At 57.8% G+C, this 21,909-nt stretch carries 20 protein-coding genes, 3 pseudogenes and 1 riboswitch; of the genes and pseudogenes, 7 read left to right on the top strand and 16 right to left on the bottom strand.

All coding sequences use genetic code 11. The features are described 5' to 3' along the window. Positions 1 to 3: 3 nt before the first annotated feature. From NKH36_RS26610 to NKH36_RS26680, 15 genes are all read right to left on the bottom strand, one after another. The gene (locus NKH36_RS26610) at positions 4 to 960 is read right to left on the bottom strand and encodes an ABC transporter permease (RefSeq protein ID WP_352965151.1); all 957 of its coding nucleotides are present in this window, start codon (positions 958 to 960) and stop codon (positions 4 to 6) included. Between the two features lie 3 nt (positions 961 to 963). After that, on the bottom strand, positions 964 to 2,553 hold the full coding sequence (locus NKH36_RS26615; RefSeq protein ID WP_352965153.1) for an ABC transporter substrate-binding protein: 1,590 nt from the start codon (positions 2,551 to 2,553) through the stop codon (positions 964 to 966). A gap of 577 nt (positions 2,554 to 3,130) precedes the next feature. Next, positions 3,131 to 3,853: a PDR/VanB family oxidoreductase gene (locus tag NKH36_RS26620; protein WP_352965155.1), complete on the bottom strand. Its 723-nt coding sequence runs from the start codon at positions 3,851 to 3,853 to the stop codon at positions 3,131 to 3,133. 238 nt (positions 3,854 to 4,091) lie between these two features. Then, positions 4,092 to 5,300, bottom strand: a complete 1,209-nt coding sequence (locus NKH36_RS26625; protein ID WP_352965157.1) for an aromatic ring-hydroxylating oxygenase subunit alpha — start codon at positions 5,298 to 5,300, stop codon at positions 4,092 to 4,094. 341 nt (positions 5,301 to 5,641) lie between these two features. Then, positions 5,642 to 6,013, bottom strand: a complete 372-nt coding sequence (locus tag NKH36_RS26630; RefSeq protein ID WP_352965159.1) for a RidA family protein — start codon at positions 6,011 to 6,013, stop codon at positions 5,642 to 5,644. A 131-nt stretch (positions 6,014 to 6,144) separates the two neighbouring features. Beyond that, positions 6,145 to 6,714 carry an S-(hydroxymethyl)glutathione synthase gene (gfa, locus tag NKH36_RS26635; protein WP_352965161.1) on the bottom strand — a complete coding sequence of 190 codons (570 nt, stop codon included), beginning with the start codon at positions 6,712 to 6,714 and terminating at the stop codon, positions 6,145 to 6,147. A gap of 67 nt (positions 6,715 to 6,781) precedes the next feature. Next, positions 6,782 to 7,909 carry an S-(hydroxymethyl)glutathione dehydrogenase/class III alcohol dehydrogenase gene (locus NKH36_RS26640; RefSeq protein WP_352965163.1) on the bottom strand — a complete coding sequence of 376 codons (1,128 nt, stop codon included), beginning with the start codon at positions 7,907 to 7,909 and terminating at the stop codon, positions 6,782 to 6,784. Positions 7,910 to 8,071: 162 nt separating this feature from the next. Continuing rightward, the gene (locus tag NKH36_RS26645) at positions 8,072 to 9,736 is read right to left on the bottom strand and encodes a phytoene desaturase family protein (protein WP_352965165.1); all 1,665 of its coding nucleotides are present in this window, start codon (positions 9,734 to 9,736) and stop codon (positions 8,072 to 8,074) included. A gap of 466 nt (positions 9,737 to 10,202) precedes the next feature. Continuing rightward, the gene (locus tag NKH36_RS26650) at positions 10,203 to 10,985 is read right to left on the bottom strand and encodes an IclR family transcriptional regulator (RefSeq protein ID WP_352965167.1); all 783 of its coding nucleotides are present in this window, start codon (positions 10,983 to 10,985) and stop codon (positions 10,203 to 10,205) included. A gap of 353 nt (positions 10,986 to 11,338) precedes the next feature. Continuing rightward, positions 11,339 to 12,529, bottom strand: a complete 1,191-nt coding sequence (locus tag NKH36_RS26655) for a UxaA family hydrolase (protein ID WP_352965169.1) — start codon at positions 12,527 to 12,529, stop codon at positions 11,339 to 11,341. Next, on the bottom strand, positions 12,526 to 12,825 hold the full coding sequence (locus tag NKH36_RS26660) for a UxaA family hydrolase (protein ID WP_352965171.1): 300 nt from the start codon (positions 12,823 to 12,825) through the stop codon (positions 12,526 to 12,528). The genes NKH36_RS26655 and NKH36_RS26660 overlap by 4 nt, the downstream gene beginning before the upstream one ends. Before the next feature lie 112 nt (positions 12,826 to 12,937). After that, on the bottom strand, positions 12,938 to 13,582 hold the full coding sequence (locus tag NKH36_RS26665) for an RraA family protein (protein WP_352965173.1): 645 nt from the start codon (positions 13,580 to 13,582) through the stop codon (positions 12,938 to 12,940). Between the two features lie 779 nt (positions 13,583 to 14,361). Next, positions 14,362 to 14,937, bottom strand: coding sequence for a Fic/DOC family protein (locus NKH36_RS26670; RefSeq protein ID WP_352965175.1), 576 nt, complete (start codon positions 14,935 to 14,937; stop codon positions 14,362 to 14,364). Positions 14,938 to 15,013: 76 nt separating this feature from the next. After that, a complete protein-coding gene (locus NKH36_RS26675; RefSeq protein ID WP_352965176.1) occupies positions 15,014 to 15,145 on the bottom strand; it encodes a hypothetical protein in 132 nt (43 codons plus the stop codon). A 32-nt stretch (positions 15,146 to 15,177) separates the two neighbouring features. After that, positions 15,178 to 15,423 (bottom strand): DUF6290 family protein, encoded by a 246-nt coding sequence (locus NKH36_RS26680; RefSeq protein ID WP_184878730.1) that lies wholly within the window; start codon positions 15,421 to 15,423, stop codon positions 15,178 to 15,180. Between the two features lie 322 nt (positions 15,424 to 15,745). On the opposite strand from NKH36_RS26680, the gene NKH36_RS26685 reads away from it, so the two are divergent. The 7 genes and pseudogenes from NKH36_RS26685 to NKH36_RS26715 form a co-directional block, all read left to right on the top strand. Beyond that, on the top strand, positions 15,746 to 16,288 hold the full coding sequence (locus NKH36_RS26685; RefSeq protein WP_352965178.1) for an NAD(P)H-dependent oxidoreductase: 543 nt from the start codon (positions 15,746 to 15,748) through the stop codon (positions 16,286 to 16,288). Beyond that, positions 16,252 to 16,956, top strand: a pseudogene (locus NKH36_RS26690) (acetyl-CoA C-acyltransferase); the annotation flags it as partial. The gene NKH36_RS26685 and the pseudogene NKH36_RS26690, both read left to right, overlap by 37 nt. Before the next feature lie 18 nt (positions 16,957 to 16,974). After that, a pseudogene (locus NKH36_RS26695) lies at positions 16,975 to 17,468 on the top strand (UPF0262 family protein). Positions 17,469 to 17,717: 249 nt separating this feature from the next. Beyond that, a complete protein-coding gene (locus NKH36_RS26700; protein ID WP_352965191.1) occupies positions 17,718 to 19,073 on the top strand; it encodes a Glu/Leu/Phe/Val family dehydrogenase in 1,356 nt (451 codons plus the stop codon). Positions 19,074 to 19,526: 453 nt separating this feature from the next. Continuing rightward, positions 19,527 to 20,237: an antitoxin Xre/MbcA/ParS-like domain-containing protein gene (locus NKH36_RS26705; RefSeq protein ID WP_352965180.1), complete on the top strand. Its 711-nt coding sequence runs from the start codon at positions 19,527 to 19,529 to the stop codon at positions 20,235 to 20,237. Beyond that, the gene (locus NKH36_RS26710; RefSeq protein ID WP_352965182.1) at positions 20,234 to 20,362 is read left to right on the top strand and encodes a hypothetical protein; all 129 of its coding nucleotides are present in this window, start codon (positions 20,234 to 20,236) and stop codon (positions 20,360 to 20,362) included. Before NKH36_RS26705 ends, NKH36_RS26710 begins: the two co-directional genes overlap by 4 nt. Positions 20,363 to 20,718: 356 nt before the next feature. Continuing rightward, positions 20,719 to 20,897: pseudogene (locus NKH36_RS26715) on the top strand (IS5/IS1182 family transposase); the annotation flags it as partial. A gap of 470 nt (positions 20,898 to 21,367) precedes the next feature. Beyond that, a riboswitch (TPP riboswitch) is annotated at positions 21,368 to 21,484 on the bottom strand. Positions 21,485 to 21,589: 105 nt separating this feature from the next. On the opposite strand, the gene NKH36_RS26720 reads toward NKH36_RS26715, so the two are convergent. Then, a partial coding sequence (locus tag NKH36_RS26720) for an aspartate 1-decarboxylase (protein ID WP_352965184.1) occupies positions 21,590 to 21,909 on the bottom strand: 320 nt, incomplete at its 5' end.

A 21,909-nucleotide genomic window follows, 5' to 3' on the forward strand; every position in this document is an offset into this window, starting at 1 on the left:
CCCCTATTTCGGATGTCTGAGACGCGGATTGGCGATGATCGCCGCTATGTCCGCAATGATGTTCAAGCTGATGTAGACGGCGGCGAAGATCAGGCCGACCGCCTGCACCACCGGCACGTCACGCTTGGTCACGTGATCGACGAGATATTGTCCCATGCCAGGATAGACGAAGATCACCTCGACCACGACGACGCCGACGATCAGATAGGCGAGGTTGAGCATGACGACGTTGATGATCGGCGCAATGGCATTGGGGAAGGCGTGCTTGCGGATGACGTTGAACGCTGACAGGCCTTTCAGTTCCGCCGTCTCGACATAGACCGACTGCATGACGTTGAGGATTGCCGCGCGCGTCATGCGCATCATGTGGGCGAGTACCCCCAGCGTTAGTGCCGTCCCCGGGAGCGCGATGGCCTGCATGCGCTCGCCGAACGGCATGCCGTCATAGACGGTGGAGATGGCGGGGAAGATCTGCCATTTCACCGCGAAGAAATAGACCAGCACATAGCCGATGAAGAATTCGGGAAACGAGGTCGAGGCGAGCGCCAGGCCTGAGATCAGCTTGTCGACCCAGCCATTGCGATGGCGCACCGCGATCAGCCCAAGGATGATCGCCAGCGGCACGGCCACGATCGCCGCCCAGAAGGCCAGGAACAGCGTGTTCCACAATCGCCCCTTGATCGACGTGGCAATATCCTGGCCGCTCGACATGGCCGTGCCGAGATCGCCGGTCAAGACGCCGCCCAGCCAGTGGAAATAGCGGATATAGGCCGGATCGTTGAGGCCGAGCTGCTCGCGCAGATTGGCGAGCGACTCCGGTGTCGCCGATTGTCCGAGGATGGCTTGCGCGACGTCGCCGGGCAGGATCTGGGTGCCGGCGAAGATCAGGACCGAAATGGCCAACAGAAGGAGGATGCCCAGCGCAATGCGCTGGGCCACCAGTCTAAATACGAGACTCACGTTTTAGGCCTGCCAGCACAGCACGGCGGCCTTGCCGTTCATCATGTCCATATTGGGATTTTCATGCCATCCAGCGACACGGTCACTGCGATAGGCCTTAATGAAGCTCTTGAACATCGGGGTGATCAGCCCCCCCTGGTCTCGCAGGATCAGGTTCGCTTCGCTATATATATCCTTGCGCTTGGTCTTGTCGAGTTCGCCTCGCGCTTTCAAGATCAACGCGTCGAACTTTGGATCCTTGAAACGGGTATCGTTCCAGTTCGCCGAGGAGAAATAGACGGTTGAGAATATCTGGTCCTGTGTGGGCCGACCGCTCCACTCTGCGGTCGAGAAAGGCTCCTTGTTCCAGACTTGGTCCCAGTAGCCGTCGCTCGGTTCGCGCTTGAGCTCGATCTTGATGCCGGCGCTGGCGGCGCTCTGCTGGAAGAGCTGCGCCGCATCGACGGCCCCGGCGAAGGCGACGTCGGAGGTCCTCAGCAGGATCGAGCCGTCATGGCCGGACTTCTTATAGTGGAACTTGGCTTTATCCGGGTCATAGGTACGCTGCGGGATGGAGTCGTCAAACAGCGGATAAGATGCGTTGATGGGGGAATCGTTGCCGATGGACCCGTAACCGGCAAGAATGTTATTCAGCATCTGCTCGCGGTCGATGGCGAGCTTCAGCGCCATGCGGAGGTCGTAGTTGTCGAAGGGAGTAGTGTCACAGAACATGTTGAAGCAGTTGTATGCGCGGCCAACTGATGACTCAACGATGACCTTCGGTGCCTGCTTGAGAAGCCCGGCTACGCGTGGCTCGACTAGATTGACCATGTCCACTTGGCCAGACTGAAGCGCCGAATTCCTCGCAGTCGAATCGTTTATCACTAGGATATTGACCGCGTCGAAATGACCGGCGGTTGGATCCCAATAATTCTTAAACTTTTCCATCTGGATGCGTGCGCCCGGCTCGAAGCTATTCAGCTTATAGGCGCCGCTGAATATCCCTGCGTCCGGCTTGTCTATTCCCCCGCCCGGCTGGATCACCAAATGCCAATCGGACATCAAATAAGGCAAATCTGCATTGGGGGATTTCAGCGAAATGACGACATTTCTGCCATCCACCTTCACATCCGCGATTTGCTGAAGGATGCCGAAGGCGCCCGACTTGGAATTCTTGTCGGAATGGCGCTGAATTGTCTTCACGATGTCGTCCGGCGACATTGTCTTACCATTGTGAAACTCGACGCCCTTGCGAATTTTGAATGTCCAAGTGGCGGCATCGACCGAACTTTCCCAGCTTTCGGCAAGGGCGGGCACCGCTTCGCCCTTTGGCGAGACTTGGACCAGGGTCTCACCCAAGGTGTGGAGGTAAACGAGGGCGACCCCGTTGGAAGCCAGTGCAGGGTCCAGGGAGTCTGTTGTGCCTCCGCCCCCGAGCCCCATTGTCAGGGTACCACCTTTGTTTGGCGCGGCCGCCTTTGCGCTGGTGCCGAACATGCTATTTGCCGCGGCAGCGGCGAGACCTAGAGCCATGGTCCGTTGGAGGAAGCCCCGACGGCTATACCCGGCTTCTCCGCCAACTTCTGCGACATGACTAAACTCATCGTTTTTCATTGCTTTTCCCCTGTGGTTTCTTAGCAGTGATAAGTAGTTTCTCAGTCGGTCTATCCAGCATTTAGCGTGGATAAGATGTGAGTTGTCGAATTCTGTTACGGGCCTGGGCGCACAGGCCGCCGACAAAACGAAATGAACGTCCTTCCTGCCTCGTATGACCTGGCAGCCGTTAGATGGCCCCGAGCGCACGCTACAGGTCTGGAGCAACCGCGCCACAACTGGAAGCCCGTTCCAACTAGATCACCGTTTCAAGATACCGTCAAGTGCCGCGGTAAAGTTTGCTACCGGCTCAAACAAGGCGACGACGTGGCGATGCCGATCGATCTAACGAGGGATTTAGGTATCGCTGCGGTCGACGCTCACATGAGCTGCGGACGGTAAATCACCGGTGGTACCGGCCGGCAGGAGTCTGCGCAGGGGCACAGGCCAATGCTGCCTGCAAAGCAATTTAAACCGATAGACACTCACCAATAGTTTCGGGAACAGCAGCCTTGGTTGCGCCCAAAGATCTGATTCAGCCGTTAAGCGCATAAGAACCAGGGCTACGCAGCTGAACGCACAAATCAACAGGAACGGCCTAGAGGTCGAGCTTTAGGCGCCTGGAACCCGCACGTGAGCAACAAATCATAACGACGGTTTGCGACGCCTTCTCTTCGTCGGTCAAGACGAAGTCGCGGTGATCTGCTGTTCCACCCAGAAGACCTGTTGCGCACGTCCCGCAAATCCCCTCTTCGCATGAACTATCAGGGAATATCCCGTTCTCGCGCAGCACGTGCAGAATGGATTTTTGCGGCGGTACCTCCAAGATTTGTCCGGTTGAATCGATCTCTATTTCGAAGGTCGAGTCCTGTCCTGACCCGGTTGATAGAGCCGGGTCTATCTTAAACCGTTCAAAATGAACGGAGTTTGCCTGCCAATCCCATGTGGCGGCTTTAACACCGTCAATGAGGCCAGCAGGCCCGCAGCAATATACTTGCTGTCCTTCCACTCGTTCACGGAGCAGGGATGCGAGGTCGAGCCTTTGCCCGGAATGTTCGCCATCGAAGTGCATCACCGTGCGCCGGCTAAAGGGTGCCGTGTCAAGAATCTCTCGAAAGGCGGCTCGCTCAGGATTCCGAGCACAGTAGTGAATCGAGTATGCCGCGCCCGTTCTCTCGAGATAACGGGCCATCGACAAAATTGGCGTGATGCCAATACCTCCGGCGATTAGGGTATAGATACTAGCTCCCGCCATCAGCTGAAAGTTGTTCAGGGGATCTGAGATTTGAACTTGACTGCCCACGGCAAGGTTGTCGTGCACGTAGACAGAGCCTCCGCGCCCGGCGGGCTCGCGAAGAACAGCGATAACGTAGCGCTGGCGTTCCTGGGGATCATTGCACAGTGAGTAAGACCGTGTGCGGCCGTCGGGCAAATGCAAATTTATGTGGGCGCCGGCTTCAAAAGGAGGGAGAAGCGCGCCGTCAGGGTCTACCAGCTCGTAAGAGCGTATGCCAAGGGCCTCATCTACGCATCGACTGATCCTGAGCGTCCTCACAACACTACTCGTTGATCAGCCTATTCAAGTACCAAGCGATAAACGCTGCCGTCATTTCCTCCCGAACCGAGTATAGGCCCGGAGTGTAGTGGCGTGAAGTCACCCCTCGATGGTTGTTCGCGATGAGCTCTGCGTCTTGCAGAGTGGTCACATGCCACATCCACTTCAGGCGCTCCACGTCATAGTCCGTCCCCTCGACGGCGTCTTCGTGCACCAGCCAAGTGAGCCGCATCTCCGTGTGGGTCGGATCTATCGGGGTGAAACGAATTAGGGTTGTGTGGTCACTGGTGCTATGAAGTCCGAACTGAGGCATAAAGTCCACGGCAGTTTCGGCCCCATCGAACTTCTTCAGGTTGCCCATGAGGGGAGCAACCGGTTGGCCGTCTTTGGAAGCGGTTTGCCACCCATCGCGGATTGGCCGCCGCCTGACTTGATATGGCTGAAGTCCAGTGGCAAGGGCGACAGACCCCACCACGAATCCTTCATCCTTCGCGGCCGCTTCCCATGCGGGAAGAACATTCGCCTCAAACGAGCCTGGAACGGCATCATTGGTTTTGACATATGCATTAACCGCTGTGTATTCCGGATGTGCCATTACGCAGTGATAGCACTCTCGAAAGTTCTCAACCGCAAGCTTCCAATTTCCGAGTGTTGTGTATACTTCAGTGTGAGCGATCTTTGCTCTCGTCAGCCCATGCGGCTCCAGATAGGGGAGCACATCCGCTTCCATCCCAGCAAAATTAGGGGCGTCCTTCTCGATCCCAAGGTAAATGAAGATCAATCCCGCAGTCACACGCACTGCACATGAGTGCAGCCCCCATTTCGAGCGATCAAACCCTTCGCCCATATTCTTGGCGTGCACTAAACGGCCACTTAAATCATAAACCCAGCCGTGATAAGGGCAGGTAAACGTCCGGACCTTTCCTTCTGGTTTCTGGCAAATTATACTGCCCCGATGGCGGCAGACATTATGGTGCGCGAAGATTTCGCCGTTTGTGCCGCGCACGATGACGATCGAGTCACCGCCGATCTCAAAAGTTATGAAATCCCCCGGTGTCGGAATGCGCGAGACATGGTCAACGAAAAGCCATTGTCGAGCGAAAATCACCTCGATGTCTCGCTCGAAGATATCTTTGTCAACGTAAAAGACGCGGTCGAGTGAATGCCCAGGCCGTTGAAGGGCCGCCAACTCCACAACCGTCTTTTCAGCCATATTCTCCATCTCGGCAACTTCTCTCTGCTGGACCATTCAAACGTTGGGGGTGAGTATTTGCTACAAAATCCAACGCCCAAAGTCAATCGTGAGTGGAACGGTATTCAATCTGGAACTCGATCCCATCCTACATGGATCGGTGCGCGGGCTTGCTACGTCGGGCCACAGCGCAGGTGCTGGACGTAGGGCGGCTGCCAGGGATCGGCCTATCGCGCTTGCTGATCACCGGCCGATCAAATGCAGCCGCCACGATCGTCGCATGCGCACGACAATGCGTAAAAAGGGTGTCGTCCGGCCACGTCTAATCGCGGCCTGACCCGTCTGCGCCGACAATTGGCACCCTAGAATTTGGCGGCTATTACCTCTACCTCGACAAGCGCTCCTGGTGCAGCCAACGCCGGTACTAAGACCAGCGTGTTGGCAGGGCGATGACCGGCGAGAAACTTATTTCGCACTCTGGTGTAAGCGGAAACGTCTGTGCCCGCGACGATATACTGATTGATCTTGGTAAGGTTGTCGATCTCCATTCCGGCTTCCTTAAGCAACGCCGTTATTTGGTCCCAAACTGTGTGAGCTTGTTCCTCACAGGATCCTTCAGCACAAAGCTGTCCAGAAACATGAAGCCAGTTCGCGCCAGATGGCGTGAGCATGGCTTGGCTAAACGGAGCTGAAGGATTGTGCAAAGTAGCAGGTTCTATTGCGGTCGATTTCAATGGTCTTCCCTTCAAACCAGTCGTTTCATCGTCGGATTTGCTTTTAATCGAGCGACACAACGATGATAACGATCGTGCGCGTCACCGAACGTAGCAACCGGGGCTGGGCTCCGGGTTCGCGGCTTACCAGCCTATTCTGGCAAGGCTCCGGACTTCTTCGCCGTCCAGGTGGCGATGTAGTCCATCAGACCGGGGTTGAGGCAGTCATAGGGCTCGATCCCGATTGTCTTCAACCGCGCGCGGATGCCGTCCATGCGTTTCGGATCGACACCGGATTCGATGATCGAGGAGACGAAGGCTGTGAAGCCCGGCGGCGACCAGCCGTCCTCCTCGAAGCGCTCGGGATGGATGAAGGAAAGCCCCTTGAACGGATGGTCGCGTTCGACCGGGCCATGCATGTGGACGCCGCAGCCGGTACAGGCATGGCGCTGGATCAGCGCGCTCGGATCGACCACTTTCAACTTGTCGCCGTTCTCGACGACGGTGACGTCACCGGTGCCAGCCACGGCAACGACCGAGAAGATCGCGCCATCAGGCTTCCAGCATTTGGTGCAGCCGCAGGCATGATTGTGGGCGATCTGACCCTTGACCTTCACCTTCACCGGCTTGCTGGTGCAAGCGCAGACCAGCGTGCCGCCGGCAAAGCTCGCGCTTTCCTTGGGTAGGCCATTGTCGATTTTCGGATGCAGTTTCTCCGCCATTCTTTTCTCCTCCCAGTTTTGAACCACAGAGGTCGCAGGCCGGTTGGTCGGCGGCTTGTGGTCTTCCTCAGTAAATCACGACGCTCCTGATCGATTTGCCCTCATGCATGAGGTCGAAGCCCTTGTTGATGTCCTCGAGCTTCAGCGTGTGGGTGATCATCGGGTCGATCTCGATCTTGCCGTCCATGTACCAGTCGACGATCTTCGGCACGTCGGTGCGACCGCGCGCGCCGCCGAACGCGGTGCCCATCCAGGTGCGGCCAGTGACGAGCTGGAACGGCCGCGTCGAGATCTCCTGGCCGGCGCCGGCAACGCCGATGACCACCGACTTGCCCCAGCCGCGATGCGATGCCTCAAGCGCCTGCCGCATCACCTTGGTGCTGCCGGTGCAGTCGAACGTATAGTCGGCGCCGCCGATCTGGTCGGCGCCGCGCTTGGTCATGTTGACGAGATAGGGCACGATATCGCCATCGATCTCCTTCGGATTGACGAAATGCGTCATGCCGAATCTCTCGCCCCATTCCTTCTTGTCGTTGTTCAGGTCGACGCCGATGATCATGTCGGCGCCGGCAAGGCGCAGGCCCTGGATGACGTTGAGTCCGATGCCGCCGAGGCCGAAGACTATCGCCGTCGCGCCTTGCTCGACCTTGGCCGTGTTGATGACAGCACCGATGCCGGTGGTGACGCCGCAGCCGATGTAGCAGATCTTGTCGAAGGGCGCGTCGGGATTGACCTTGGCCACCGCGATCTCGGGCAGCACGGTGAAGTTGGAGAAGGTCGAGCAGCCCATATAGTGGAAGATCTTGTCCTTGCCGATCGAGAAGCGCGACGAGCCGTCCGGCATCAGGCCTTGCCCCTGCGTGGCGCGGATCGCGGTGCACAGATTGGTCTTTCTGGACAGGCAGGACGGGCATTGCCGGCATTCCGGCGTGTAGAGCGGGATGACGTGGTCACCCTTCTTGACCGAGGTCACCCCCTTGCCGATATCGACGACGATTCCCGCACCCTCATGGCCGAGGATCGCCGGAAAGATGCCTTCGGGATCGGCGCCCGACAGCGTGAATTCGTCGGTGTGGCAGATGCCGGTCGCCTTGATCTCGACCAGCACCTCGCCGTCGCGCGGACCATCGAGGTCGACCTCCATGATCTCGAGCGGCTTTCCGGCGGCTACAGCGACTGCGGCGCGGGTTTGCATGAGGGTTTCTCCCAAATGTATCTTAATCGCCGGCAAATTCTGCTCGCCGCAGAATCTGGATCGCGGGCCTGACAGTTCTCTTCGGAGATCGTCCGCAATCACGAACTGAACAGGGAAGGCGGACGTTCGCGCTAGCTAGATTTTCTTCAAGCGAGCGCGCATCTACTTCCGAGCCCAAAGCCGCTTGCCTTTCGAGACGTCCAGGAGGATTTCTCGTGCGGCGTTGTGCCCCGGTATACCGCTCACACAGCCGCCCGGATGACAAGAGGAGCCGCACTGATAGAGCCCGTGGATTGGAGAACGATAGTCGGAGTAGTGTGGAACTGGCCTTTTAAAAAACTGCTGATCCGCTGACATCTCGCCGTGAAGGATGTGTCCATGAGGTATATTCAGAATTCGTTCAATGTCCGGAGGAAGCAAGACCTGCATATCAATGATGCTACTCGAAAAACCGGGAGCAAAATCGTCAAGGACGTTCATAACACTTTTGACGAAGCCCACTCGTTCAGTCTCCCAACTGGCCCCCTTCAGCTCATAAGGAGCATGCCCACCATAAAGATGGACAACATGTTTCCCGGCGGGCGCCATTGTGTCATCAATGAGTGAAGGCACGCCAACGGACATCCAAGGCTTTTCTGAATACCAACCATACTTGGCGTCATCATAGGCTCGCTCGAGGTAGTCGATATCAGGGCCGATGTGAGCGAACGTAACCGCATCGATGCCGCTACGCTCGCGATCGAATGAGGCGAACTTTGGCGCCGTGTCGCACGCAACATTGATCTTCCATGCCGTGGAAAAAGTCTTGAACCGCCGGATTTGATCAATGAAACCGGTAGGAAGTTCGCGCTCATCCAAGAGATCGTCAAACAAAATCTTGGCATGAGCGTTGCTGATCACGATGGGCGCGAAATATTCGGAGCCGTCGAGAGTGACAACACCTGTGACTCGTCCATTACGAGTTTCAACCTTCGTTACCTCGCTGTTCAGCTTGATCTCAAGGCCGAACTGTTTGCCGGAGGCGGCCAGCGCTTGGGACACGGCGCCCATCCCACCTACGGCGTGACCGGCTGGCGACGGAACATTTTCTTTTCCGCCGTCTGCCATAGTGAATAGGTAATACAGCGTAGCCCACGCCGAGCCTGGTGACTTGGGACCCATCATATTGCCCACACCAGCCCAATAAGAGAAGTGCCCTCGAATAACTGGGCTTTCAAACCACTGCGACAGAAACTCGTCGGCACTTTGTGTGAACAGGTCCGCGATCTTATAGATCCGATCGCCGATCTTCCTGTAGCGCCAGAGAAACCCAAAGTTCTCTTTAAACGATTTCCAGTCACGCCTGGATGGGTCTATCGGAGTTTCCAGCAATAGCTGATGGAAGATTGGCCCAAGGTCCGCAAGGTAGGCAAGGAATTCCGGATATTTTCTCGCGTCATTCTCGGAAAATCGTGCGATATGTCGTTGGGCCGTCGCTAGGTCACTGCTATATATATAAAACTCATTGTTAGAAATCGGCACAAATAGGTCATTGTGCTTGACGGCCCTCAATCCAAACTTCTCGAGCTCGAGCTCTCTATTTACCTTTGGATGCAGATGACCGAGCCCATATGAAAAGACAGAGAACTTAAATCCAGGAACAATTTCCTCGGTAACGGCCGCGCCACCTACAATGTCTCGTCGCTCCAGCACCAAAGTCTTTAGGCCAGCGCGAGCGAGATAACCCCCGCAAACCAGCCCGTTGTGGCCTCCGCCGATAATAATTGCGTCATAATGGCTGGATCTTGAATACTTGCTTGCTACGGAACCTAATTCTTTAGCAATCATGCGGTAGGTTTCCCTCGATCACTGTAGTTGGAATGGATAGTCCTAGATTAGTAGCGCGTCAGATGGCGCCCCGCTGATAGCCGTTGGCTCTGCACGTCTTCCGTAGAACGCTATTCCAATTAGGATGGCGTGTCAATTGCGTCTCGGCGCTTTTTCGCGTTCAGGGGATCGCCGGAAGGTGATGCGCATTATGGGGTTCCGACTACTCTCGGATGTCCGCCGCATTCTCGGCTCGGCTTGATATGATCTCGTTGGCGTTTGATGTGGGAAATCGCACCATCAATCGACGGCGAGCGTCGTACAGAACGCCGCCGCCGGTGTCCGACCTGGCCGCTCATAGGCCTCTTGCGCAGAATACCGCCGGTCCGGGACCGAAGGCGATGCCCGCAGGAAGCAAAAAGGAGAGACCTGGCATGGGAGTTGCCGTAAATCTCGATCCAGCTCAGCTCATTATCCTTCGAGCAATTCACTTATCGGCATTTTGTCGTTGCCTCAGTGGCCATAACTCCCCAAGCTTGGCAGCCGTAGACACGACCGATGATGCTATTTCTTCCTGCCGCTCCGTGGTCAGGCGCGACCGCGGACCAGCAACGCTGACCGTGCCAACCGTTTGAACGCCCCCCAATGTAATCGGTGCAGCAATCGCAACAACGCCCGGCTCAGCCTCTTCATTCGAAATCGCCCAGCCTCGGTTGCGAGCTCGTTTCAACTCCTCCATAAATTCTTCCACGCGGAAGTTAGATCGCTCCGGTCCATCAGCGCTGTCATGAATCGCGATGCGAATTGCATCTGTCTGGTCGAGCGTCGACAAATAAGCTTTGCCGTTGGCTGTATTCGTCAAGCGCACTTTCGCTACCAATTCAGGCTGATATTTCAAGCCATTTCGAGCGCCTTGAACCTGTGCAATCCAGGTGAGGGTTTCGCCCTGCACGACAGCCATTCGAACAAGCTCAGAGCTTTCTGCCGCCAATTGCTCCAATGAAGGCTGGCAAACATCAGTCAGGTGGGTCGCGCTAAGAAACCGTTGACCAAAAATGGCAAGCCTGAGCGTGAGTTTATAAAAACCAGTGACAGGCTCTTGCTCCACCCAACCGGTGTCACTCAAAATCGTGAGCATTCGATGGGCTGCGCTCTTTTGAAGGTCGAGCTTCTCAGCAATTTCACCGAGGCGCATCGCTGCCGCCTCATTCGCTAATAGCTCAATTACGGCAAAGCAACGCTCCACAAGGGAATTCACCACTCGCACCATGCACCTCCTACGGATCGTTCCAAAAATAATGACATTCTATCTGCCGCAGAAGTGGATCGGTCAAGCACATTCCCGAGGTCTACGCAGAGCGTAGGCTAACAGCTGTGGACGTACCGATATCAGTACCTTTGGATGCAAGCGCATGATTTGGACCCGGCGGGCAAAACGCAGCGAACTTACCGGTCGCGCTGGAAAGCAACATCAAGCCGGTGGACCGGCGCGAGGCACGATCGATGAAATCTGTCTTTGAGCGTTCGCCGCGACCTTTTTGCGATCTCTTGATTCTACGGCCGCAAGCCAATAATGTGCCGCCCGCCAGTGATAACCACAATCCTCGGACAACGAACCTGAGTTTATCCACCCGGCAGGCACGATGGCCCAAGCGGCTCGAAACTCTTGTAGGTTAAAATAAACTCCTGGTGGCCGAGCTCCTCGGACCGCGTGCGAGCGCCTTCGCCAAGCGAAACCACCAAGTCGCGAATCTCATAGCCCACCTCGTCGATAGAGGCCTCACTGCGCAGAATTCTACCGGCGTTAACGTCCATGTCATCCGCCATTCGGTCGTAGGTCTCCGGATTGGCGCATATTTTTATGACAGGCGAAATGGCAGAGCCGACGACGGATCCACGGCCCGTGACAAACAAATTGACATGCGCACCGCAAGCCATCAGTTCTGCGATTTCCGCATTGTCGTTGATGTTGGGGAAGCCGAAGCGGACCTCGCCGTCTGGCACAACATCGAGCAGATAGAGCCCTCCTCGCGGGGGAAGGTTGCCAGGCTTTAGCATGCCGGAAATCGGTGAAGCGCCGGACTTGGCGTAAGCGCCCAGCGACTTTTCCTCGATGGTACTTAAACCACCTGTGGCGTTGCCGACGGCGAAAGAGCCGTAGCCAAGCGTCGCATAATAGCGCGCCGCCTTGGCGACGCTGTCGATCAGCGATTGTCCCAGTTCAGCGGTATTCGCGCGTGCGGCCATGATGTGCTCGCAGCCGATCAACTCGCCCGTTTCCTCGAAAATGCAGGCGGCGCCGTCGCCGATCAGCAGATCAAAGGCGCGACCCGCTGCCGGATTGCCGGTAATGCCACTGGTCCCATCCGAGCCGCCGCAGATTGTACCGACGACGAGCTCGCTCACCGCCATATCGACAGGGCTCTGCGCGTCAAGAAGGGCGCGGGTACTCTGCACCCAGGCGCGGCCCTGCTCGATCGTAGTACGTGTGCCACCGACTGCTTGAATGGTGAGCAATTCCGTTGGACGGCCCGACTCGCGGATCGTAGCTGCAAGGCGATTCTTATCCATGCACTCGCAGCCAAGCGAAATTAGAAGCGCGGCACCGACGTTCGGATGCGTACAGAGCCGCTCTAACATCAGTCGCGCATAGTCATTCGGGTAACAGCCGGGGAAGCCAATGACCTGTATGTCGTGTCCCTCGAAGGACCGAGCGATCTCGCGCGCCACATGGTGCGCGCATTCGACCGTATAGACGACAACGAGCACGTTGCGGATGCCCTTGCGCCCGTCTTTACGCAAATAGCCTTTCATTGTGTGTCCTTCGGGAGCGTATAAGTGGGGATATAAGCGCTAGCGATATTGTGTGTGTGAACATGAGCCCCGAGCGCGATCGCCTCGGTTGCGTAGCCGATCGGTGCGCCAAGTTTTATGATTTTCTCGCCTGCCGCGATTGCGGCTCGCGCCACCTTGTGGCCGAGAGGGATGTCGGCTGAAACCTCCACTCGAACGCCTGACACGGCGACGACGTCGCCGGCCCTAAGCCGCGTGCGCACGGTGGCGACGTTGTCAGCCATATTTAGGATCAGCAGCTTCGGATCGTCACGCATGCCGGACCACCGCGAACTTGCTTACGGGGACTTGAGTTCTGCTCTGGGTAAGCTCTTTTCCGTGTAAGTGAATGGCGGTCGCCATCTTGAAGACTTTCACAGTCCTGCGGTCTCAAAATTTACCGTGCTGCAGATAAGCTTCCTGCGGGTCGGCACCGGCTAAGATCGCCTTGCGCACAAGATTTTCGGTGGCGATCGCCGTCTCGGCCTTTTCAAGGATTTCGCCGACCGACGCCTTTGGGATGCGTAGGAGGCCGTCGCGGTCGCCAAGCACGTAGTCGCCTGGCGCCACCGTCACGTCGCCGATTCGAATTTCAATGTTCACAGATTTGGGTAGCCAGTGGCCGACAATGTCCCGCGGCGTGTAGCCCCGAGACCAGGACGGAAACCCTATCTCGAGCAGAAAGTTGGTGTCACGAATGAACCCGTCGGCTACGCAACCGAGGACTCCTTTGTTCTTCAGTGTCTCTGCGGAAAGTTCGCCCATATGCGCGACGATCCTGTCGTTCGGCTGCGATACCCAGACGGAGCCCGCCGGCGCCTTAGAGAGTAGGCCGGTCCAGGCGAGCAGACTCTCGTGCGCATCGGTGGGGCTGGCTTCGCCTTCGACAGTAAAAGCTGGACCGCAAATAACGCCGGCTGGATCAAGCGGCCTGAGCTCGGTTGGAAAGGTGAAATCGCGAAAACCCATGGCGCGCATGACGTCGTGCACGACGCCAGTGTAGCACCGCCCTAGGCGACCGGTGATGTCTGTCACAGCAAAATCCTTAGATTGTGAACCAAGACGATTTTCGGCCGCCCGAACACAAGCGGGAGGATGAGTGAGGGGATAATTCCGTAAGACAGAGAAGACGCCCGCTGGTCCGCGGCAACTGACTCTGCATAAGGGCGGCTATCTCCCTCCAACATCCACTCGCTATTGGAACGTCGTTCAATCTGACTTCGCTATTCCAATAGCATCGCGCCATGTTCGCGTCAAGGCTGTCATTGATCTGGGTCCCGTCTTGGAGCTGTTGCGGGGAGTGGCGCATTTGGCACGCAGCTCCCTGAGTTTGAGGCCAGGCCAAATGACATCAACGGCACACGTTTTCTTTCGCCGGGCACCACCCCTCATTCTCCGTGTCTGGGACCCCAGTCGAGATCGGCGCGCAAGCTCGTCAGCGCGTATCTGCAAACTCAAACGGAGTGTAGCGGAGGACCCAGCATTGCGCCGGCCTCTTAATCAAACGGCCGCTGTTCTGACGTGCGAAGGATGGCGCCAAGTTCATTGACTGTTTGGCCGACGGTCTCGGCCGAGCCTTTCCCGAGATAATCGAGCTATGCGAATCTTAAGTAGATGTACGCCTCGCCGGGTAACTGGACGGCGAATTTTGCAACAGCTTGTCGCATTATTGCCCTGACCTCGTCACAGTGGCCGCCTCAATGGCGTAAGATTTCCGAGGCACGCGCCTCGTACGCCCGCCTGGTCGGCTTCTTTACGCGCACGCGCGAGACGCTCGAGCTTGAAAAGGACGCGAACGGCGCACACGCTAGATTTCAACGGAGCAGAAGGCGAAGCTCTAGGACCGATCGCCTGAGATCGCCCGAGTAGCTTTCGACCATGGCCGGCAAAAGTGTTTCTCTTTTGACGCGACTAAAGTCTATCGGATATCCGGCGCGCTCGCCGAGCATCGCCATGAATGAGAGTTGCGAACGGCCATTTCCGTCTCGGAAGGCATGGATCGCATTCAGCTCGCCCAAGAAATGGGTCGCCTCGACCACGAAAGCCTCAGCGGTCTCCGCTCCGATCATCGACGGAAGCGCGGTGAAAAGCCGCTTCATCTCGCCGTCGATATATTCCGGAAAGCAGAAAGGATTACCAGCCTTTGCAGTTCGCACCGTGCGGTACTTGCCAGCCCAGCTGTAGACGTCTTGGAACAGGTGGTGATGGACGCGGCGATAGTGGCTCGGGTCATAGCGACCGCGCGGTAGCGGCTCGCGAGCGCGCAGAGTCGTCATTTCAAGCTCGAACGCCTCAAGCAATGCGGGATCGCGCAAGCCAAGCTTGTTCTTTAGGGTCGTGGTGCCCTTATAGGCGTAGGGATCGTCGAAGGCGTCGTAACCGACCGACATCACCCGCGTGACTTGGCGTCCTGATAAGCGCGGATGATCTCGGCCCGCTGATCGTCAGGCGAAAGCTTGCGCTTCTTCAAATTCGCGAGACGCTTAGGCTGGCCGCGCTCAAGTTGATGCCTTCGACGGCTGTGATCGCCGCGAATGTCCGCTGTCCGAGAATATGGCTGGGCGCGCTGGGCGTCAGACCCTTGGTGGATTTCTTCATGCTTCCCCTGTCATCGAAGGCGACGCTGACCACTAGCGGTCGAGCAGCTTACGCGCCTGTGAAATGCGGTCCTTGAGCCCGGCCTGGAAGCTTGGGTCACGTCTGCGGGTCTCAATATGGGTGGTTATCGCTGCCCGAATAATATCGGACACCGGCCGATTTTCAACGCTGGCGACCATCTCCAGGGCCTGAGCCTGCTCTTCGGAGAGGCGAACAGTCATCGCTTTAGCTTGTTTCATAGCGCTGTTTTGCACCAAAACAAGCCTCTTGTCAACCATCTTGGTATCATGGTATCACGCTATCAATTTGCGGACCACCTGCAAAAGATCTCCCTCGCGCTATTGACATTCTGGGCGCTCTAGTTTCGTGGTAGGAAAATGCTTTTCCACGCAGGAAATACGGCGAAGATGTCTTTACGCTGACGACGGCCATCAGGACCCACCGTCCTCCGATCCTAGAGAATGCTGTGGCAGATTATCTGGCAGATATCGGATTGGACCTAGTGCACCACATAATTCAGCAGGTACGTTGCGAAATACGTGGCCTTCTGCGCCCTCAGCAACTGGATGGCGAACAACAGGCAAAAATGAGTCCGACACCATGCATGCGCTAATCGTACACAGTCATCCAGAACCGGCATCATTCAACAGCGCGCTGACTGAGGTGGCAAAGGATACGCTGATGGGTCTTGGTCACAGCGTTAAGATTTCTGACCTCTATGCCGAGCGGTTTGACCCGGTCGAAAAGCCAGAGCATTATAGGAATCGAAAAAGCACGGATTTCTTTGCGACCACAAACGAACAACGACACGCTTCCGAAACGTGCACATTGCCCGAAGACGTCGTTCGTGAGATCGCGCGCCTGAAACGGGCGAACCTCGTTGTATTTCAATTCCCGCTTTGGAACCACGGAGTGCCTGCCATACTTAAGGGCTGGTTCGACAGGGTCTTCGTTTCTGGCGGCATACATACAAGTGGCATGCGGCACGATCGAGGATTCTTTCGCGGCATTCCCACGATTTGTTCAGTAACCACGGGCGCAGAGGCGACGGCGTTCGAGCCATATTCATACGCCGGCGACATCAACGGCCTGATGTATCCAATCGCATCACCGCCGAAAACGTGGCGCGCAAATGGCAGCTGACGCGGGAGGAGCAGGACGAATTCGCGCTTGCCTCGCAGAACAAGGCCGAAGCCGCCCAGAAGGCCGGCAAGTTCGCCGACGAGATCGTCCCCTTCATCGTCAAGACCCGCAAGGGCGACCTGACCGTCGACCAGGACGAATATATCCGCCATGGCGCCACGCTCGATTCCATAGCGAAGCCCCGTCCCGCTTTCGACAAGGACGGCACGGTCACCGCCGGTAACGCATCGGGCATCAACGACGGTGCTGCCGCCACGCTTCTGATGACCGAAACGGAGGCCGGAAGGCGCGGCATCCAGCCACTTGCACGTATCGTCTCCTGGGCGACGGCCGGCGTCGACCCGCAGATCATGGGCACGGGACCCATCCCCGCGTCGCGCAAGGCGCTGGAAAAGGCCGGTTGGTCCGCCGGCGACGTGGAACTCGTCGAGGCGAACGAGGCCTTCGCGGCGCAGGCCTGCGCCGTTAACAAGGATCTCGGCTGGGATCCGTCGATCGTCAACGTCAACGGCGGCGCGATCGCCATTGGCCATCCGATCGGCGCCTCCGGCGCGCGCATCCTCAACACGCTGCTCTTCGAGATGAAGCGACGCGGCGTCTCCAAGGGGCTTGCGACCTTGTGCATCGGCGGCGGCATGGGTATCGCCATGTGCGTCGAAGCGCTGTGAGCGGAGCGGAGCAAGTCGATGGCCGCCGCCGTGTTCCGGCTTTGCGATGTGTCGCTTGACGGCTCGTTCAGCAGCCGCAACGCGCACATCGAGCGGGAACGCGCCATCGCCGTCGATTACCTGCTCGCTAACAACATCTTCATTCCGGTCGGCCATGACGGCGGGCCCTATCGACTCAGCCTCGCATTCGCGGATGCACGCTTGGCGCTGCATATTGCCCCCGAGAAGGGAGTGCTTGTCCTGAGCCACTATCTGTCGCTCGGTCCGTTCCGCCGACCCTCAAGGACTACATCCTGATCTGCGAGAGCTACTACGAGGCCATGCGCGCGAGCCCTGCCAGGCTTGAAGCGATCGACATGGGCCGCCGCGCCATTCACAACGACGCCTCCGAGCTGCTGAGGGAGCGGCTCGCCGCCAAGATTACACTCGACAGCGACACCGCCCGATGGCTGTTCACCCTCATCTGTGTGCTGCTCATGCGAAGCGTTAGCCATCGCACTCTGCTGAGATGAGTCGAATTGGTAGCAGCGTGTTGCGCAAAGAAAGAACTCGAAATGGTCGAAGGCATAGCAAGCATTGGGGCAGGTCAATTCTGGATCCTGCCGCAACCGACGATGCCGCCATCATCGAAACACGGTTGGGGCGACGGTCACCGCACATCGATCACTTCTAACACCATCGGAGAATAGACCATGGATGCCTCTGTATCGAGCTTCCCTTCAAGCTTTCTGCAAAGCGTCGACCTCAACTTCAAACACGCCATGTCGTTTCTCGACCTTCCCGAGGGACTGGCGGAGCGGATCATCCAGTGCAACTCAACCTATACGGTGCGCTTTGGCGTAAGACTCCGCGGCCGGATGTATAGCTTTGTCGGCTGGCGTTCGGTGCACAGTGAACATTGCGAGCCGGTCAAAGGCGGTATCCGGTTCGCGCCCGATGCCGATGCTGAAGAGGTGGAAGCGCTTGCAGCTCTGATGACGCTCAAATGCGCGCTGGTCGATGTGCCGTTCGGAGGCTCGAAAGGAGCACTCAAAATCGATCCGCGCGAACGGGCTCCGCAAGAGCTCGAACGCATCACACGGCGTTTTACCCAGGAACTCAGCAAGCGCGGTCTGATCGGCCCTGGTCTTAATGTGCCTGCTCCGGACGTAGGCACCGGCGAGCGCGAAATGGCATGGATGGTCGACGAGTTCCGCCGTGCCAACCCCACCGATGTCATCAACGCGCGTGCCTGCGTGACGGGAAAACCGCTCTCGAAAGGCGGAATCGCGGGACGCACGGAGGCGACAGGCCGAGGCGTGCAGTTCGCCATCCAGAGCTATCTCCGCGATCTCCGTACCCCTGGCATTGTTGGACGGCGGGACCTCAAGGGAGCGTCCGTTGTGGTCCAGGGGTTTGGCAATGTCGGCTACCACGCTGCCAAATTCCTTTCCGAGGAAGATGGCGCGCGGGTGACCGTCGTTGCCGAACACGACGGATATGTCGCCAACCCCGAGGGTCTTCCAGTCGTGGCGCTGAAGCAGCATCAGGTCCGCACCGGAAGCGTCCTAGGCTTTTCCGGCGCTGAATCGTTCGCCGGCGACATGACGGGCATGGAAGAGCCCTGCGACATCCTGATCCCCGCAGCGATGGAGAACGCCATTCACATCGACAACGCCGAGCGCATCAAAGCGCATCTCATCGTCGAAGCCGCTAATGGCCCGGTCACCTTCCAGGCCGATCAAGTGCTGCGCGCCCGAGGCGGGACGATCCTCCCCGATCTTTATGTCAACGCGGGCGGTGTGGTCGTCAGCTATTTCGAATGGGTGAAGAACCTGACCCACATTCCATTCGGCTTGATGGAAAGGCGGCGGCGGGAGCGGCGCAACCAGACGATCGCCACAGCACTCGAGCGAATGACAGGCAAGACGTTCCCCACCGACATGCGCGACGAGTTTCTTGAAGGCGGCGCTGAGATCGACCTCGTTCGGTCCGGCCTGGAGGACGTCATGCGCAGCACCTGGGCCCGTATTGCCGACCTCCTTGAGGGGCAGCCGGAACTCGGCGATTACCGGACGGCTGCCCATGTCGCGTCCATTCGACAGATCGCAGCCGCATATGAGGCCATAGGCATCTGAGCCGTTAGTTTCGGAACATCACGAAGGGCGCAGGCGAGCGATGGCGAATTTGATCCAGCCAATGGGAGGGGCGATTTCTCGGGCCCGGCACCTTTCTGTCGGCGCTGCGCAGCCCGAAGATTTGGAGGCGTCCACCGACTCTCTGCGTCTATGGTTGGTTCACCGCCCAAGCCTGCCGGTGGGCGCAAGCGGCCGAAATCGGCCCTGCCGAAGCTACAGACTGCCGCCGCTGTCCGGTCGTCACGCGACCGAGACCTATGCGCGGCGCGCCCTGCCGGTGTCCTCCCCACCGGCAGGGCGCCATTTCCAAGCGCTGGATGGGGGCGTTTACAGCGCGTCGGCGATTGTTGGTTTGAGAGGAGGTGATCCGCATATCCGGATGGCACATCCCGGCTCAGTTTCGGCGGAAAATCAAAGAAGCACGCAGACGCGAACGCCGTCGGGAAGCCAAACATGACTGGATCAAGTGGTCTTGGAAACGAAATTCAGGCCGAGCTTTCAAGCTTGGTCATGAAGGAGCTTCAGCGCGTTCTGGCTCACTACAAGGAGGCGGTAAGGGATCGGAGTTCAATCTCGTCGTGCATTGAAGCTGAAGTAACTTCTGTTACTCATTTACTTCCTCCTGCTGACGAATTAACCGCCTTGGCTTTCGAATTCGTCCATAGGTTCGCGGCCGAAGCAGCGCGTCGCCTAGATGTTAATGCCCGGGAGGCGGGTTCGCCCACGGTCCGAGCCGAGGACGCGCCTGGCTCTGTCGTTCCAGAAGCGCAAAATCATCAAAAAGATGGCATGCGCATTGAAGACTGGGCGGGTCAGATTGCAGGACCAACACATCTGGAAAAACACTTTGGGATACCGCGCTCCACATTGCATTGGTGGCAGCGGCACAACGATGTGATTGCGTTGCGAAAAGGCGCCCGCAAGCATGTGTTCCCCCTAGCTCAGTTCATCGATGGCAGGCCTACGCCGGGAATCCGGCAGGTGCTCGCCACGATTTCCAATCCCAGACTAGCGTGGCTGTGGTTGATCCACCCGTCGCCTCTTCTCGATAGTCGCGTTCCCATCGAAATGCTCAGAAAAGATTTGACTGCAGAAGTCGCATCGGCCGCACGAGCGTTTTCTCCTATGACGAAGCCGAAGACTTCGCTGCCGTTGCCAACGTGAACTACGAACTCGTTCCCGGCCTCGTGATCGCGCCTGAAGTCGTCTATGTCGACAACTTCGACGACGATCTTGACGACGATAGCGACGAAGTCGGCGGCTTCCTCCGCTTCCAGCGGAATTTCTAACGGAATAAAAAGTCGCATCTCAGCGGCCGCGGCATTTGGTTGCGTGCGCTAGACTCTCCGCTCAGCCAGCATTGGCTGAGCGGAGATGCCAAAGGATGTAGCTTTTTGCGGCTCGTGCGAAATGCTTGATCCCGTGACCTCCCGGGGGTCGAAGCGTGTCGCCGAAGCGCAGGGCGCCTTTGATCAAGGCGCCCTTCGTCCTGATCAAACTCAATGCTAGGATTTTGCCTGAGCGCCGGTTAGACGGGAGCGCCGGATCTGGCATACAAGCAAGGCTGGCGTGACCTTGGCGCACTTCTAAGGCGAATTGCCGTTGAGCGTGATTCATTGGCTCCGAAGCGATACGGAGGCGATGCGTGCGCGGCGGCGACCATCGACTGGCGAGCTGTTCAGCTAGGTTGACCTTGAGGTGCGGGTGCGGCGCGATCATCCGCTGCGGGCAATCCGGTCGATCGTGAACGAGGCGCTGGTCGCGGTGGACTTGACGGTGCTGTATTCTCCGATCTGGCGGCCGTCGATCCCGCCCGTGAAGCTGTGGGGGCGATGTTGCTGCAGCCGAATGCTTCTTCGATGCGCGGCGAATCTGCAGTCACCGGCGACGGTCACGCCGAGTTGCTCGACGACGGCTCGGTCGAGATCACGTTCGCCTACCACAACGGCGGCGAGGCCATCCTAAAGCGGAAGCGAGATAGCAAGGTGCGACCTTTCATTTCAACATTTCCGAGAACCCGCGCGCCGTCCTCCATGGTCGTGTCCCATGCGAGGTTCCCAGATTTGCGGCCTTGAGCCTTCCCTTCGGGATGTCGCCAAGCGAGTCGGGTGGATCGGTGGATCAGCCCGGGTTTGTGGATTTTCCTTGAGGCCGGCATCGGTCCCGTCGAAACGGCGGGGTGATGGCATTCATTTGAGGCTCCTTTGCTCATGCATTGGAGACCCAGTTCTGTGCCGGAAGGATGAAAAGACACTCTGGCCTGCCTGGTTACAGGTTTTTCGGGCATGGGGCCCCGCAAAGCGCTTGCACCGTCCCTACGCCAGTATGAACTGGATCAGGTGCAACGGGTCACTGCGCCGCGAAAGCCAGCAGTATCTCAGCCCCTTGCCGGGATCCCCCTGGTGAATTCGTCGAATCGAGCCGGGCGATCGCCCTTTTGTCAAGCGCATTCGGACCGCGTGGGAATCGCGGCCAATCAAACCGGGCGGAAGCTCGCGCATGTGTCGGGGGACAAGTCACGCCTTGGAGACCAGGGCAGGAATGGCCAACGCCGCATTGGCCTCAAGGATGGAAAAACTGTATCGGCCGTGTGCGTCAAGTTCGACCGAGTAGCTCAGGCGGTCGCGTATGTGATTGTCCTCATCGAAAGTGATAATCCGCGGTTTCAGCGAGGTGATTTGCGCTTCGTCCAGGTAGATGGAGCTGCAGACAATGATCTGGTCGCCGGGCTGGCATGTGCGGGCGGCGGCGCCATTCAGGATGCAGCATCGTGAGCCGCGCTCGCCAAGAATGACATAGGTCGAAATCCGCGCGCCGGAATTCTTGTTCCATATCT

The sequence above is a fragment of the Mesorhizobium sp. M1312 genome, from assembly GCF_040318115.1.
Taxonomy (GTDB): domain Bacteria; phylum Pseudomonadota; class Alphaproteobacteria; order Rhizobiales; family Rhizobiaceae; genus Mesorhizobium.